12 protein-coding genes and 1 pseudogene are annotated in these 16,452 nt (G+C 45.0%); 6 read left to right on the forward strand and 7 right to left on the reverse strand.

Annotated features, from left to right (window positions below; genetic code table 11):
* Nucleotides 1-44 precede the first annotated feature (44 nt).
* From A5883_RS09885 to A5883_RS09900, 4 genes are all read left to right on the forward strand, one after another.
* The gene (locus A5883_RS09885) at nt 45-404 is read left to right on the forward strand and encodes a hypothetical protein (protein WP_086338458.1); all 360 of its coding nucleotides are present in this window, start codon (nt 45-47) and stop codon (nt 402-404) included.
* A gap of 149 nt (nt 405-553) precedes the next feature.
* Nucleotides 554-1,093, forward strand: coding sequence for a GNAT family N-acetyltransferase (locus A5883_RS09890; protein ID WP_086338459.1), 540 nt, complete (start codon nt 554-556; stop codon nt 1,091-1,093).
* A 15-nt stretch (nt 1,094-1,108) separates the two neighbouring features.
* The gene (locus A5883_RS09895; RefSeq protein WP_016608154.1) at nt 1,109-2,839 is read left to right on the forward strand and encodes an ABC transporter ATP-binding protein; all 1,731 of its coding nucleotides are present in this window, start codon (nt 1,109-1,111) and stop codon (nt 2,837-2,839) included.
* Complete coding sequence (locus A5883_RS09900) at nt 2,836-4,590, forward strand: ABC transporter ATP-binding protein (protein WP_016608155.1); 1,755 nt, start codon at nt 2,836-2,838, stop codon at nt 4,588-4,590. Before A5883_RS09895 ends, A5883_RS09900 begins: the two co-directional genes overlap by 4 nt.
* A 69-nt stretch (nt 4,591-4,659) precedes the next feature.
* Here A5883_RS09900 and A5883_RS09905 read toward each other — a convergent pair whose 3' ends face one another.
* The 6 genes and pseudogenes from A5883_RS09905 to A5883_RS09930 form a co-directional block, all read right to left on the reverse strand.
* A complete protein-coding gene (locus tag A5883_RS09905) occupies nt 4,660-4,932 on the reverse strand; it encodes a GNAT family N-acetyltransferase (RefSeq protein ID WP_010747845.1) in 273 nt (90 codons plus the stop codon).
* Nucleotides 4,920-5,198: a (4Fe-4S)-binding protein gene (locus A5883_RS09910; protein WP_034857635.1), complete on the reverse strand. Its 279-nt coding sequence runs from the start codon at nt 5,196-5,198 to the stop codon at nt 4,920-4,922. Before A5883_RS09910 ends, A5883_RS09905 begins: the two co-directional genes overlap by 13 nt.
* 191 nt (nt 5,199-5,389) lie before the next feature.
* Complete coding sequence (locus A5883_RS09915; protein ID WP_086338460.1) at nt 5,390-7,582, reverse strand: alpha-galactosidase; 2,193 nt, start codon at nt 7,580-7,582, stop codon at nt 5,390-5,392.
* A 40-nt stretch (nt 7,583-7,622) separates the two neighbouring features.
* A pseudogene (locus A5883_RS09920) lies at nt 7,623-8,438 on the reverse strand (carbohydrate ABC transporter permease); the annotation flags it as partial.
* 2 nt (nt 8,439-8,440) lie between these two features.
* Nucleotides 8,441-9,316, reverse strand: a complete 876-nt coding sequence (locus tag A5883_RS09925; protein WP_010747841.1) for a carbohydrate ABC transporter permease — start codon at nt 9,314-9,316, stop codon at nt 8,441-8,443.
* A gap of 61 nt (nt 9,317-9,377) precedes the next feature.
* A complete protein-coding gene (locus A5883_RS09930) occupies nt 9,378-10,667 on the reverse strand; it encodes an ABC transporter substrate-binding protein (RefSeq protein ID WP_016608159.1) in 1,290 nt (429 codons plus the stop codon).
* Nucleotides 10,668-10,835: 168 nt separating this feature from the next.
* On the opposite strand from A5883_RS09930, the gene A5883_RS09935 reads away from it, so the two are divergent.
* On the forward strand, nt 10,836-12,359 hold the full coding sequence (locus A5883_RS09935) for a response regulator transcription factor (RefSeq protein ID WP_074932056.1): 1,524 nt from the start codon (nt 10,836-10,838) through the stop codon (nt 12,357-12,359).
* A complete protein-coding gene (locus tag A5883_RS09940; RefSeq protein ID WP_016608161.1) occupies nt 12,356-14,059 on the forward strand; it encodes a sensor histidine kinase in 1,704 nt (567 codons plus the stop codon). The genes A5883_RS09935 and A5883_RS09940 overlap by 4 nt, the downstream gene beginning before the upstream one ends.
* Before the next feature lie 109 nt (nt 14,060-14,168).
* Here A5883_RS09940 and yicI read toward each other — a convergent pair whose 3' ends face one another.
* Nucleotides 14,169-16,451 carry an alpha-xylosidase gene (gene yicI, locus A5883_RS09945; RefSeq protein ID WP_086338461.1) on the reverse strand — a complete coding sequence of 761 codons (2,283 nt, stop codon included), beginning with the start codon at nt 16,449-16,451 and terminating at the stop codon, nt 14,169-14,171.
* Nucleotide 16,452 lies beyond the last annotated feature (1 nt).

A 16,452-nucleotide genomic window follows, 5' to 3' on the forward strand; every position in this document is an offset into this window, starting at 1 on the left:
GCCTGCGCCGAAACTGATTCTAACTGATAAGGAGTTTTCTACCCATGTTTCTTTTAAATAAAAAAACCTTCCAAGCGTTGGCAGCCCCCTATATGACAGAAGGAGCTGTAATCGGCTATGCAAAATGGCAGTCCTTCAACGCCATCACCAGCCGTAGCCTGCTCGTTCTAGATGATCAGCAATTGACGATTTTGGCATTGAATCTTTTCTCGACAAAAGTCGTGCAGCACAAAAGCGTGCCGCTTGCTGAGCTGAAAAAACAGCACAAAAATCCTGTTGTAGGGATGCTCGTCCCGATTCGCTTTACTTATAAAGGGGAAACCTACCGTTTTCAAATGCAGCGAGTGATCTTGCCCTTGGGAGATTGGCAAAAAACCTTTCTTGCCCGCTGGCAGTCGTGGTAAATGAGCAGCAACTGGCAAGGTTCGTTTCCTAGAAAAAGACTTTTCAAGTGATTTACATTTTTTTTGCAAGAAAATGAATAGATTTTTCAAGGGATGTTTTCGGCTATTTCGTTCTATGGTAAGATGTCCCTAAAGAATTGGAGGCTGTTATGGGTTTTATTGCAAGTGAACGTTTACTGCTTCGTCCGTTTCAAGAAAGTGATTTTGCCGATACCTTTGCTATTTATCGGCAAGCGGAAGTCTGCCGTTTCTTACTTCATGAGCCTTGGCAGACAGAAACGGCAGTGGCAGCTTTTGCCAAGAAATGCCAACAGCACGCCTTGACGGACCAAGCAGGACTTTCTTTGGCGGTACTACACGATCAAACGGTCATCGGCGATTTGTCGGTGTGGGCTACTGGTCAGCCATCTTCCGTTGAAATCGGCTATGCCTTCCATCCGTCATTTGGCGGACAAGGGTTTGCTCAAGAAGCATTGAAGGAATTATTGGACTGGTTGTTTGCCAGTCAGAAGATCCATCGGGTCCAAGCGACGCTAGACGCCCGCAATCAGGCCTCAGCTAAGCTTTGCCAACGCATTGGATTACGCCAAGAAGCACATTTTATCCAAGACTGGTGGAACAAGGGGGAATGGACCGATAGTTTGGTTTTTGCCTGTTTGGCCAGTGAACATCCTGCTCATCCGAAATAATTTAGGAGGTTTTTTATGATTAGCTTGTTACGCTATGCCAAGGATTATCGCAAACAGATTATTCTTGGTCCGTTTTTCAAATTTTTAGAAGCGGTGTTTGAATTGGTCCTGCCTTTGCAGATGGCCGCTTTAGTCGATGAGGGGCTACGGCAAAACAATTGGTCGAAAGTCGTTGAAATGACGATCTGGATGATCGTGATGTCCGTGGTAGGCATGATCTGTGCCGTCATCTGTCAGTATTATGCTTCCGTCGCTTCTCAAGGCTTCGGGACGGAATTACGCAATCGTTTGATGAAAAAAATCAACACCCTTTCCCATAGCGAACTGAACTTATTCGGTACGGATACCTTGATCACCCGAATGACCAACGACATCAATCAGATGCAGATTGCTTTGGCGATGCTGATTCGGCTGGTGGTCCGGGCGCCCTTCTTAAGTATCGGTTCGGTGATTATGGCCTTTGTCATTGATTGGCAAGCTGGCTTGATTTTCCTACTCGTCTTACCGCTCTTTTGTATCGTCTTATTCTGGATCATCGCCAAAACCGTGCCATTATATAAGAAAGTTCAAATTCATCTCGACGAATTGAACGAACTAGTGAGTCAAAATTTAAGCGGGATTCGGGTGATTCGTGCCTTTGCCCGCACAAAAACGGAAACGAAACGTTTTGATAAAGCAACTGATGATTTAAGTGATGTCTATTTACGGGTCACAAATCTCTCCGCCTTATTGACGCCTGCCACCACCTTGATCATGAATGTCGGCATTATCGCGTTGTTTTATATCGGTGGATTCAAGGTCAATATTGGCAATTTGCAGCAAGGACAAGTGTTGGCACTGGTCAATTACATGAATCAAATGCTCTTAGCATTGATCGTGGTTTCCAACTTAGTGATCATCTTTACCCGTGCTGCAGCATCTGGTTCACGGATCAATGAAGTGTTAGCCACTGAGCCGTCGATCGGCGATGAGCTTTCAGAAGTCTTTATGGATCAGCCGAAAAACAACGTCGGAGCGATTCGCTTTGAGCACGTTGATTTCCGCTTTTCAAAAGAATACGGATTAGCCTTGAAAAACATTGATTTCCAAGTCGCGCCGGGGACTATTTTAGGTATCACTGGACCAACCGGGAGCGGGAAATCTGCCTTGACCCAATTGATCCCCCGCTTCTACGATGTGGCTGATGGCAAAGTGATCGTTGACGGGCACGATGTGCGGAAATGGCCTTTACAGCAATTACGCCAAAAAATCGCCATGGTGCCTCAAACCGCCGTGCTGTTTACGGGAACGATTCGAGAAAACTTGCAATGGGGCAAAAAAGATGCCACCGATGAAGAGTGTTGGCGAGCACTCGAAATCGCTCAAAGCCGCGACTTCGTTGAAGCCTTGCCGCAGCAACTGGATACCCCTATTTTTGAAGGCGGCAAGAACTTTTCTGGTGGACAAAAACAACGGTTAACGATCGCCAGAGCATTAATCGCTAAACCAGATATCTTGATTTTAGATGATTCTCTAAGCGCCCTTGACTATCAAACCGATCTTGATTTGCGGATGGCTTTAAAAGAAAGCATTCGTGGTACGGTCATCATCATCTCCCAACGGGTTCGCTCCATCCAAGATGCGCAGCAAATTTTAGTCTTAGACCAAGGGAATTTGGTAGGCAAAGGGACCCATGAAGAGCTGTTGGCAACGTCAAAAGAATACCAAGAAATCGTGGCATCACAGGCAGAGGAGGAAGAAGCATGAAAAAGAAATCATTCGATTGGTCGGCCTTTCGTCGCTACCTCCCTTATTTGACTGCCTACGCGAAGGAAACTTGGGCAGCAGTTGTCCTCGGGATCGCTGCTGGTGTTTCCTCGGTTTATATGACGTATCAGATCGGTCAAGCCGTCGATCAGCTGATAGGTGCCGATCAAGTGCAGTTCAGCGCCCTCTATCGTATTTTGCTTTTGTTTGCCGGAGTGGTTTTAGTGACTGTGGTCAGTCAATGGTTGATCCAGCGACTAGGCAACCGCGTGGCGTATTTATCCGTCGCCGACTTACGTAAAAAAGGCTTTGCCCATCTCAATACATTGCCGTTACGCTATTATGACCAAAACTCCCACGGCAACATCGTCAGTCGTTTTACCAACGACATGGACAATATTTCCATTGCCGTCGCTGCAGTCTTTAACCAGTTGTTCTCTGGTATTTCGGTCGTCTTGATCGCCTTAGTCGTCATGCTGCAAATGAGTGTGCCCTTAACGTTGGTCGTATTGGTTTCGACCCCGATCATCTTTTTGGTCAACTGGATCGTGGCACGAACGTCTCAATCGCATTTTGCTCGCCAACAAGAAATCGTCGGCGAAATTTCTGGCTTTGTTACGGAAATGATCGGCAATCAAAAAATCGTCAAAGCCTTTGATCGAGAAACCATCAACCAAAACCGTTTTGAAACGATCAACCAAGAATTGAATGTCCGGGGGCAAAAAGCACAGTTTTCTTCTTCTTTGACCAATCCCCTTTCACGATTCGTCGATCACTTGGCGTATCTGTCAGTCGGCTTTGTCGGCGGTCTGCTTTACTTTTCTGGTTCAGGTGCCGTCACGGTTGGGGTGATCTCCAGCTTTACGATCTACTCCAGTCAGTTTTCGAAACCATTCATTGAATTGTCGGGAATTACCACCCAGATCCAAACGGCATTAGCTGGACTTTCCAGAACCTTTGAACTATTGGATCAAGAGCCAGAAACAGCCGATGACCAAGAATCTCAATCACTGGGTGAGATCAAAGGCGAGATTGCCTTTGAGGAGGTTTCTTTTGCTTATGATCCTGGTCAAAAATTGATTGAAGATTTCACTTTTACCGCAAAACCTGGAGAAACCGTCGCGATCGTCGGAAAAACTGGTGCTGGTAAATCAACGCTGGTCAATTTACTGATGCGTTTCTATGATGTCGATAAAGGGGCAATCAAGATCGATGGCACCGATATTCGTCAGTTGAAACGAGAAGAATTACGGCAAAGCTTCGGAATGGTCTTGCAGGATACGTGGCTCTTTGATGCCTCTTTACGAGAAAACCTGCAATACGGCAATGACACTGCCACAGATGAAGAAATCTACGATGCCTTAAAGCATGCCTATATGTATGAGTATGTGATGCGCCTACCAGAAACACTAGATACACCGATCGGTCATCAAGGGATCAAGATCTCTGACGGGCAACGACAGCTCTTGACGATCGCCCGCACGATGATCAGCAACCCACCCATGCTGATTTTGGATGAAGCAACCAGTTCGGTTGATACTCTGACTGAGAAAAAAATCCAAGATGCTTTCTTGAAAATGATGGAAGGCAAAACCAGCTTTGTGATCGCCCATCGCTTATCAACGATTCGAGCAGCAGACAAGATCCTGGTGATGGATACCGGTCAAATCGTGGAGCAAGGAACCCATGAAGAATTACTGGCAGAACAAGGCTATTACTATCGCCTGTACCATGCTCAATTCCAACATTGATCAGCCATACCACAAACCCCCATCAGCTCAAAGGTACCTGCTTGAGCTGACGGGGGTCTTTTTTTTTATTTATTGGTTCCAAACATCGGCATATTCTGGTTTGCGTTCAAATTCTTTTTTGGCAAAGGGACACAAAGGAATGATTTTCTTTTGTTCTTTGCGGGCTTTTTCCACCCCTTTTGCCACTAATTTTTCGGCCAGACCTTGGCCCCGATAAGCGGGATCGACAAAGGTATGGTCAATGATCAAGCGCGTTTCGCCCGCTTCCGACCACGTCATTTCACCGATTTCTTTGTCGCCGTCTTTTAACACAAATCGAGTGTTTTCTTCTAAGATTTCCATGGTTCTTCCTCCTTTAATATGTACTTTAATGCACCGCTGGGGCAAGTGTGGATCACTTGTGCCGCTTGCGCTGCTTCCCCGTTATCAGGAATCACCCATGGGCGCCGTCCAACTTCAAAAATAGCGGGATTGCCCCGTATACAGTTGCCGCTGTGAGTGCAGATCTCTTTGTTGTAATAAATATCGATCGCTTCGCCACGATACTTCCGATATCCTGCAGCAATCAACCCTGCTTCTGTTTCCTTGCCTAGTGGCTGTTCGTCCATGTTGAACACCCTCCTCTTATTGATTGTCAGAAGCAAACTGCCTGCCTCCTCCTTCATCATACGACTTCTCGAGAAAAAAATAAATCATTTGTTCAAAAATAACTTCTCAGTCGCCGTTCATTAGCCAAAAGCTTGCGGCAGCACAATAAAGCGTCCCGTCAAAACATGTTGCTTTGACAGGACGCTGATTTTCATTCGTGAGGCGCTTTTGCAACAAAATGAAACCGCTGTGTGGCGTAATCCCCTGCTAAATGAGGATCAATATATAACCCGAGCTGCATCAATTCATCGCCACCGAAGGTCTCTCCACCACTTTGATAGGTAAGGTCTGGATCTAAGCCAGCCAGCTTTAAAGTAACCAATGGTGCAGAGGCTTCGGCTAAGACTCGGAAGTAAAAGACGATCGCTTCTTTTTTATCTGGGGAAACATACAGCCAGGCGGCGTCATTGCCTTCATAAGGGCTGAGCAGTCGAACAAAGCGGCCCAACTGCAGCAGGCGCCGATGTTTTTTATAAAAAGCGATTTGTTCTTTGATCTGCGCTTTTTCTTCTTGTGTCAGCTGTGTCAAGTCAAGCTCATAGCCCAGCAAGCCAGACATCGCAGCATTGCCACGAATCGCTAGATCCGTTGCCCGTTGGGTCTGATGGTTCGGGATCGCTGAGACATGGGCACCCATGGTGGATGGCGGATAGACCAGACTGGTTCCGTATTGGATCTTCAGGCGGGCGATGGCATCGGTGTTGTCGCTGGTCCAAATCTGCGGCATATAATACAAGAAGCCAGCATCAAAGCGCCCGCCACCGCCAGAACAGCCTTCAAACAGGATCGTTGGATAGGCAGTGGTCAGTTTTTCTAGAAATTCATACAAGCCCAGCAGATAGCGATGTGCAACCTCCCCTTGCTGGGCAGGATCGAGGAGCAAGGAATAGACATCCGACAGACTGCGGTTCATGTCCCATTTGATATAGTCGATGGCAACCGTATCAAACAGTTGGGATAATTGCTGATAGAGATGGTCTCTGACATCTTGTCGAGAAAAGTCCAACACATACTGACTGCGGCTAAGCGCTGGCTTGCGATTGGGTACTTGTAATAGCCAATCAGGGTGCTGTCGGTTCAGTTCACTGTCACCAGAAACCATTTCTGGTTCCAGCCAAAGCCCGAATTGTAGCCCTTTGTTATGGACTTTTTGGGCAAATCCTGCCAAGCCAGAAGCCAGCTTGCCTTCGTTTTCAAACCAATCGCCTAATGAGGTTTGGTCGTCTTCTCGCTGACCAAACCAGCCGTCATCCAAAACAAACAGTTCGATTCCCAGCTCCTTGGCTTCATCAACGAGGGCATCTAGCTTTTCTTCATTGAAATCAAAGTACGTTGCCTCCCAGTTATTGATCAGGATCGGCCGTTCTTGCTTTTTGTATTTGCCCCGAATCAAATGCTCGTCATAAAAATCATGATAGGTGGCTGACAGCTGATTCAAGCCAGCCTCACTATAAGCAATCACGGCTTCTGGGGCTTGAAAGCTTTCAGTTGGCGGCAATTGCCAGGCAAATTGATGGCTGTTGATCCCCATGATCACACGGGTCTGTTGGTAAGGATCTTTTTCGATGATGGTTTCATGATTGCCGCTATACAGCAAGCTAAAACCAAAACACTCCCCAGCAAACTCCGTAGCATTAGGTTCCAGCAAGACGGCAAAGGGATTTTGCTGATGGCTGCTGGAACCCCGCTTGCTGTCTAAACGCTTGATGCCGCGATGGATTGGTTCTCGAGTCACTTGGCGTTCCTTCGCCCACGCCCCTGGCAAGTGGATCAAATCAAAGGGACGGTTAGGAAAATCCAGGGATTGACTCGCCAGCTTTTCGATGGTAACAGGCTGGTTTCCGTGGTTGATTATTTTACTTGAGCGGACGATCACTGCCGCCCCCTCAAAAATCGTGTAAAACAGCTGCAGCTCGAGTCCCGCCACATCATCTTTTAAGAACAGAATCAGTGTTTCGATGCCGTCGTCGGCCCCATGGGTCTGAGGCAATCCTGCTAAGGCTGGTTTGCCTTGTTGAATCTGGTAATCACTAAAGACAAAATGGCTGACTCGGCTGCCGTCAGACTGGCGAATCGTATAGGCAGCTTCTCGAAAGTCCCCGAAGCCATTACCAGGAAACTCTAGCATCAAGGTGTCTAATGAGAAAAGCCGATCGCTACTGTCTGGGGGATTAGGTGAAAAGGACCGATCAAGGCGTGGGTAGCGATAGCCACCAGAATAATGGGCGATTTTCTTCCCAAAATAAAGGTGCGCCACATTGCCCCCTTCCTCTATCTGTAAGAGATAGCTGATTTGATCGTTGCTTAAATGAAAGACGTTTAATTGTTTGTCAAAAAGAATCATATCGTACCCTCTACTTTGTATTTGTTTGCTGATGTCCCGCTTATTTCACGGATCCCAGCATCCCTTGGACAAATTGTTTTTGTAAAACGAAGAAAATGATGGCCGTTGGCAGTGTGGCGATCACGATGCCGCACATCATCATGCCATAATCAGGGGTATAAGAAGCACCCATTGCTGAAAGAACCAGTGGAACGGTCCGTTTGTCTGGTGATTGCAGGGCAACTAATGGCCATAAATAATTGTTCCAGCTGCCCATAAACGTAATGATCGCAGCAGCTGCATAAGTATTTTTAGCCGTAGGCATGTAGACTCTAAAGAAAATACTCAGTTCATTCAAGCCATCGATCCGAGCAGCTTCGACTAATTCTCTAGGGAATGCCTTGATGTTTTGGCGGAAAAAGAAAATCAAAAAGGCGGTACAGACTGAGGGCAAAATCACGACAGCGAAGGTATTGATCCCGATCGGTGTGCCGCTAAGTTTGCTGAACATCCGATAGAGCGGGATCATTAGCGCGGCAAAAGGCACCATCATCGACAGCAGGAGAATATTAAAGATGCGGTCTTTGGTTTTCGTCCGATAGATCTCAAAGCCATACCCTGCCATGGAGGAGAACAACAGCGCAAAGACGGTCGTAATCACGGCAATCACTGCGGAATTGCCTAATGCGCGAGTAAAATTCAAATCGGAAGAAAAGAGATTTTGGAAGTTGATGACCAATTGATCGCCAATCATGATTTTTCCAGCAACGATATCAAAGGTTTGATTGGTCATCCCTAGAATCATCCAAACAAATGGAAAAATAGAGATGAAAGCCAAAATCGCCAGAAAGACGTATTTTAAAGTGAGTGAGATTGTTTTCAATTTTCTTTTCCTCCTATTTTCGTTTGGATGATCGATAAGATCACGATCGCAATCACGATAACAAAGGAGACCGCAGCGGCATACCCAAAGTTTGGCGTGAATTTGTAACTCAAATTGTAGATATATTGCGACAAGGTCGTCGTGGCATTGGCTGGTCCACCGCCAGTGATATTTTGAACTTCATCGAATAATTGCAGCGTACCGATCGTTGAGGTGATCGTGGTAAATAAGATGATTGGACGCAAGTTGGGAATCGTGATTTTGAAGAACTGATCCCATTTCGTGGCACCATCGATCTCTGCCGCTTCGTAAATACTTGGATCGATATTTTGCATGCCTGAGATGAAAAAGATCATATTGTAGCCAGTCCAACGCCACGTGATGGCAAAAATGATCAGTACTTTTGCCCAGAAGGGGTCCGTCAACCATTGGATCGGTGCATCGATCAGGTGTAGTTGCGTCAAAAAGTTATTGACTAACCCATTTGCCGAAAAGAGACTTTTCATGATCAAGGAATAAGAAACCAAGGATGTGATACAGGGTAAAAACAAGGCGGTGCGGAATAGCCCTTTAAATTTCAATTTTTTGTCATTCAGTATGTTCGATACGATCAGCGCCAAAAAGAGCATGATCGGAACTTGGACTAATAAGTATAAAAACGTATTGCCAAAGGCTTTTTTAAAGGTTGAGTCGCTCAACATCCGCTGATAGTTGCCAAGACCGTTAAAGGTCATCGCTGTCGGTGGTCCTGATTGGAATGACGTGAACAATGCCGAGACCATCGGAATAAAGACCAGCATCGTGATCAAAATGACGGGTAAGGTAATAAAGGCATTGCCGTTTGCAAACCAATTTTTTGTTTTGTTTTTCATTGTAATTCCCCCTTAACACAGAAACTCGCGATCGCTCACGAGTTTCTGCAAAGTTGTTCGATTAGTTTGCAATTTGTGCTTCCACTTGTGATTGTGCTTCTTCTAATACTTTATCGATGTCTTCGCCGTTGATCACTCGTTGCAAGCTTTCAGTCAAGACAGATTCAATGGCATAGGTGTGATTGCCGTAGTTCACGGCTGGAATTTCTTGTGACCATTGAGAGAAATCTTGGAAGACTTTTTGACCGCCATAGAAATCAAGCCCCGACGTATATTCTTCCGTTTCTTCTGCAGCATTCATGGTTGAAACCAAACCGATCTCGGTAGCTAATGTACCCATCAATTCTTTGTTTGAAGCAAAGGTATTAGCTAAAAAGTCTTTGGCATTTTCTTCGCCGTCAACCCCTTTGATCACGTACCAGCCTGCTCCGCCGATGCTAGAAGCATTGACTGAATTGCTGTTGCCAGCGATAGATGGGATTGGAGCGATCGCCCATTTGCCGCTTTGGTCTTCAGCGCCTTGAATCGTGCTGGAATACCACGCACCAGTTGGCGCAGAGGCGACATTCCCCGATTGAACGGCATTGACCCCGCCATCCCAATCAGAAACTTGTTCAACTAAGCCTTCATTCAACAATGTTGCTAAGACAGTTAGACCGGCTTTGAATGATTCATTGTCTTTGATGGTTACGGTGGAGCCATCTTCACCGGTATACCATTCGCCTGCCGATTGCATAATGATTCGTGCCAAGCCAAGATCGCTTGGGTCTAACGACATCATAGCGTGACCCGTTTTTTCTTTGACGTCTTTGGCGATGCTGATAAAATCATCCCAAGTAATATCTTGGAGATCAGCTTGCTCATAGCCTGCATCGGTCAAATAATCTGTGCGGTAAAATAGTCCTGCGACGCCACTGTCAAATGGCACCCCATAAATGACATCGTCGACTTTATTGACCGCAAATTTATAGCTGGAGAAATCCTCCTCATTCACGATATCCGTTAGATCACTAAACGCATCTGGATAAGAAGAAAGGTATCCTTGGATGCGGTAGTCTTCGATCAAAACGATATTTGGTAGTCCGTCCGTATTTCCAGATGCCAGACTCGTATTTAATTTTTGGACGATATCATCTTGCGACATCGTCACGACTTCCACATCGACATCTTGATTTTCATATACTTTTTTGGCTTCATTGACTGCCTTGATGTTGAAGGTCTCATCCCATGCCCAGACCGTGACTTTGTTTGAGGACTCGCCAGAATCCCCTGAGCTTGTGTTGCTGTTTCCGCAAGCCGCCAAAGTCAGCACTGCAGCCGCCGTTACCATCGATGCAAGTAGTTTTTTCATTTTTATCCCTCTTTCCTTTTATTTACATGGCTAACTATACACTGATTTTGTAACCGTATTCAACGATTATGAAAGAGCTTACTAAATTTGTCCAAAAATAGAAAAAAGTTACAATACCTTTCTTTTTTGAAAGCGTTTATAATAAAGAAGAGATATAGGGGGGATACCATGACTATTTTACGCACGGTCTTAGTCGTTGATGATGAGGCAACGATCCGAGATGGATTGAAACATATGATACGTTGGGAGCAAGAAGGGTTCCGTCTCTTAGGCGATGCAGCGAACGGGCAAGAAGCATTGGCGCTGATCCATGAACTGAATCCCGACATCGTGATCACGGATTTGAAAATGCCACAAATGGACGGTCTTCAACTCACAACGATCATTCAACAACAATATCCAGAAGTCCATTTTTTGGTCTTGAGCAGCTACGATGATTTCCAATACGTCAGTCAGTCTTTTAGAAATGGTGCCGTAGATTATCTTTTAAAACCGACACTGACACCGACACTCTTGTTGAAGACGCTGCACAACATCTCACAAAAGCTGTCACATACGAAAGGCTCCGTGACTGAGGAGACGCAGCTGCAAGAATCGTTGAATCGCTATTTAGCAGGGTATGAAGAACCGTTGGCTCCTTTGGCGGACTACCTTGCATTAGATCAGTCGCAACAGCAAGCCCAAATTTTGACCACCAATTTTAGTGGCTTTCGTGCCAATGATCAGCTGCTGCATGCATTAACGGAATTTACTCAATCACAACCGCAGGTAAAGACGCTCTTTTTTCAAACCAGTAACAAAGATGCCGGCTTAGTGATCAGTTATCCTGAAGGAACGGATGTTTATTCCTCTTTGAAAGAAACGTTGGAACAATTGCGTTTTACCGAGCCAGACGCCTTCTTTACTCTCAGTGTGCCCTTTCAAAAGATTGAACAGTTGCGGGACCATTTTGTGACCCTTAAAGCCAAAAGCCAAGGACAATCGTTTTTTTATAAACGACAACGGTTGGTGCCAGAACAAGAACTCTTTTTGTACATCGAAAGTGATCGCTTTGATACGAAGAAGTTCTTGCGGGCTTTGTTAGACAACAACTTTTTGTTAGGAATCACCAGAATCGAGGAATATTTTAATGACATGATCTTATCCAATGTCGATCCGACATTCTTAAAACAGCAGGCCAGCAGTATTTTTTACACGTTACTGTCCCGCTTGGAAGAAGAATTTCCCACTGCTCCACGCTTTAGCCGCTTAAAAGCCGAATTTTTGCATGCCATCGGTCACGTGCAGTATTTGGAAGATTTTTCTGATTTGTTGTTGGCGACCATTGATGATATTCGTCAACAGCTGACGACCTTATCACCATTGGATGAAGATGATCTACTCGTTGCGATCCAGCGCTTCATTCAAGACAATTACACTAAAAGTCTGTCTTTGTCTGAACTGGCTGAAACCTTTCATTTTAGTTACACCTACCTTTCGGCTTTTCTTTCTGCGAAACTGAAAATGAGCTTTTCTGAGTATGTAAAGAAAACCCGCTTGGATAAAGCCAAAGAACTACTGACACAATCTGATCTGAATCTATCTGAAATCAGTGAAGCGGTCGGGTATTCGGATATTAGCTATTTTTCTCGCATCTTTAAGAAAGAATGCCAAGTCACCCCATCGAAGTATCGGCGGTTGAATCAATTATGAAAATCAACCAATGGATTCAGAAAAATGAATTATTCAGTCGGATCTTCCTCTTTGTTGTCGTCGGGGTCATTAGTGTTTGTCTGCTAACCGTCGTCGTGATCTATGGTCGCTCGAAAGATGCCTATGTTGCTTCGTACCAGAGTTCCAATCAGCTGCTACTGGAAAAAATCCAAGAAGATTATGAGCGTCTGAACGAGAATATCCATCGGATTTTTGACATCGTCGATGAAAGCAAAGCCGTTGAAACATACTTAGAAGGCGACATGAATCAAGGCCGTACGATTTTAGAATTAAACGAGCAATTAAAAGACACCCGCTCTTTGTTTCAAGACATCCCCTCGAATTTAGTGTTGATTGGGGTCAACGGGGGCACTTTCTTTCAAAACGATGCGGTTCGCAATCAATCAGTAGATGATTTTCTCGCCAGTGCCTTTATCCAGCAGATCAATGACAATGACGCCATCAGTCAATATTATTTCTTGGACCAAGGCTTAAGTACCTCCACCAGCGACTCCCCTGGCTTGATGTACGTGCGCAAATTAATGAAAGAAGAAACGATTTTCGGCTATGCCCTGATTTTCTTAAAAGAATCCGATTTTTCTTCGATCTATCGTCAACTCTTAGATACCAGTCTCCACTCGATCTATATCGTCAATGAGCAAAATCAAATTCTTTCCACTTCTGATCCGAGCCTTTTAGGCAAGCCGTTTGAAGATCGTCTCGTCACGGTCAAAAGAGATACTAGCATCAATCAGCTGCCCCTTTATTCGTATCATTTTACTTTTTACGATGTTTTGGATGAATCGCATCTAGTACGCAATATGAATCTGATCAAGCCAGCTCTTTTGATTTCTGTCGTCAGTATTTTACTCTTTAGTCTGCTGGCATTTTGGATCATCCGCAATATCACCCAACCGATTTATCAGCTGATTGCCAAGCTGCCTGCGGTCACACAAGGCGATTTCAGCGACAAGGTTACCATCAACGGGACGTACGAAACGCGAGAATTGGGGCGTGCGTATAACTTGATGCTAGAGGACTTGGAATCTTATGTCGATCATTTAATGGTTACAGAAGCCGAAAAACGCAAGTTCGAGATCCGCTCGTTGCAAATGCAGATCCAACCGCATTTTGTCTACAACACATTGACTGCCATCAAGTTTTTGATCTGGCAAAACGAACAAGAAGCCGCCACCCAAGCGATTGAAAGCTTTGTCCAATTGTTGCGACATACCTTTAACCGCAAAGAGATCGTCCCCTTAAAGGATGAGCTAGCGATCGTGGAAGAATACCTCGTGTTAATGAACGTACGTTACGGCAATCGCATCCAATCAACGATTTTTTCAGAAGATGGCTGCGAAGATATTCTCGTACCGAAGATGATTTTGCAACCGATTATCGAAAATGCCTACCTGCATGCCTTTCCCGAAGAGGATTCAGGATTGATCCAGATTTTTTCTCGCGTCAGTAAGGAAGGCCTGAAAATTGAGATTATCGATACGGGCATCGGGTTCAATGAAGAGCACCCAACCAGCACCGCCAACCATTTTGAACACTATTCGGGTATTGGCTTAGACAATATTGATCAGCGTATCAAGCTGCTCTATGGGGAAAAATACGGATTGACTGTAGAATCACGCATCAACGAAGGAACCACCGTTCGCTTGCTGCTGCCGATCCAGCGGGAGGAACAAATCTGAGCCAAAGAACTAGGTCTGCACTTTGCCGTTAGTTCTTCAATGCTTCGTTCACTACAAAAAACCTACCGTCCTTGATAGATACCCATCAAGAACGGTAGGTTTTGTTTCCCTATTCAAAGACGGTCATTTCTTGTCCGTCCATAGTGATCAAGCTGCCAAAAGGATGTCGTTGGGCATTTGCAAAGCTTCGATTGCGAAACAGCACCTGAACCTTTCCCAACCCTTCCATACAAATTCGATAACCGCTCGCCTCTGGCTCAACAGAGATTGTTCCAGCTGGCACACCTTGCTGATCATAGACTTCAGCAGAAACTGCTTCCGTTATTTCAAAGGCATGAACGATCAGGTTTTTGGTGTAGTCATAGGCGGCGGTCTGTTCAACGCTTCCTTCAATGATCAGTGAATTCGGTCGTACCATCAACGGTAGATGGAAATAGTCATAGCGTTCTTCCCACCATTTTTGGCCTTCATAGCGTTTGTTGTCTAAATAATTTGTCCAAGTTCCAGCTGGCAGATAGAACGGAACCTTTCCTTGCTCATTAAAAATCGGCGCAACTAGTAAGCGATCCCCCAGCATATACTGCTTATCAATGGCATAAACCGTCTGATCCTCTGGGAACTCTAGCATCAACGGACGCATCAGGGGAATGCCCGTTTTTGCAGTGTCTGCTGCTTGACGATAAATATAAGGCATTAGGCGGTTTTTCAATTTTGAAAAAGATTGACTGACTTTTGCTGCTTCTTCTCCAAAATTCCATGGTACCCGATATTCAACATTGCCATGGTAACGACTGTGGGTCGACAATAAACCAAATTGCGTCCAACGTTTATACAAGTCGGGGGTCGCTTGTTCTTCAAACCCGCCGATATCATGGCTCCAAAATCCAAAACCAGATAAGACAAAGGATAAGCCACCACGCAGAGACTCTGCCATCGAAGAATATTCAGATAAATTGTCGCCTCCCCAATGGACAGGAAATTTTTGGGAACCAACAGAAGCAGAACGAGCAAAAAGAACGGCTTGATTTTCCCGCATTTCCGCCAGCAGTTCAAAGACGGTTTCATTGTATAGATAGGCATAATAATTGTGCATTTTTTTTGGATCTGATCCGTCATAATAGACGGCATCTTCAGGGATCCGCTCACCGAAATCCGTCTTAAAGGAATCAACACCTAATTCAATCAATTCCTTTAAGCGATCTTTATACCATTGACGAGCCTCTGGATTGGTAAAATCAATGATCCCTTGTCCAGCTTGCCAAAGATCCCACTGCCAGACTTCACCTGCTTGGTTCTTAATAAAGTACCCTTTCTCTTTGCATTCTTGATATACAGAGGCTTTTTGCCCAATGTAAGGGTTGATCCATAAACTGACTTTTAATCCTTTCTCATGGATTTTCTTTAGTAATCCTTTCGGATCAGGAAACAATTCGTCATTCCATTCAAATCCACACCATTCAAATTCCTTCATCCAGAAACAATCAAAATGAAAGACATCAAAAGGAATATCACGAGCTTGCATTTCATCGATAAAGTGCATCACTGTTTCTTCACTATAATCAGTCGTAAATGAAGTGGATAGCCATAAGCCAAAAGACCATGCTGGCGGTAAGGCGGGTTTTCCTGTCATGTCGGTGTATTTTTCTAGAATGGCTTTCATATCTGGTCCATAGATGATGTAATAGTCCAGACGCTGCCCCTCGACACTGAATTGCGTGCGGGAAACGTTCTCAGAAGCCACTTCAAAGGAAACCGCTTCGGGATGATCAACAAAAATACCGTAGCCTTTATTCGTCAAATAAAACGGAATATTTTTGTATGCCTGCTCGCTACCCGTACCACCGTCTTGATTCCAAATATCAACGGTTTGACCGTTCTTGATAAAAGGAGTGAACCGTTCCCCTAATCCGTAAACAAGTTCATAAGGATCTAGCGAAAGCTGTTCTCGCATATACTGCTTACCGTCATTTCCCGAAATTTTAGCCTGTGCTTTAGGCATGGAAGAAGTCAACAAGCTACCTTCTCCGAAAAAGTCGATTTTAAAAGCCGCTTGTTTAGGGACTTTCGCTTCCAATGATCCAGATTTGAAGATATACATGTCTTCGTTATCGGTATCGATCTTCACGTCTGCCGGTTGAGTATCTAGTGCAAACGACGGGGCCTGCATCGTCTGGTCATGATGCACCAAGCTGACTTTGATTACATCGTTTTTCGGAGTCGAAAACGTGAGTGTGGTTAAACCAAGGTTCAAGGTATCGCCACGCCGCTGAATCTCTTGATAGGGCAGATAAAGGGTCAATTGCTCCTTTTCTACCTTATGATCATAAGCAATTCGGGGATGTTCGAGTTGGACGCCTTCTTTTGCCAGCCAATAGCCATTTGTAAATTTCATC

It is taken from the genome of Enterococcus sp. 5B3_DIV0040 (assembly GCF_002140755.1).
In the GTDB taxonomy this organism is placed as follows: Bacteria; Bacillota; Bacilli; order Lactobacillales; family Enterococcaceae; genus Enterococcus_D; species Enterococcus_D casseliflavus.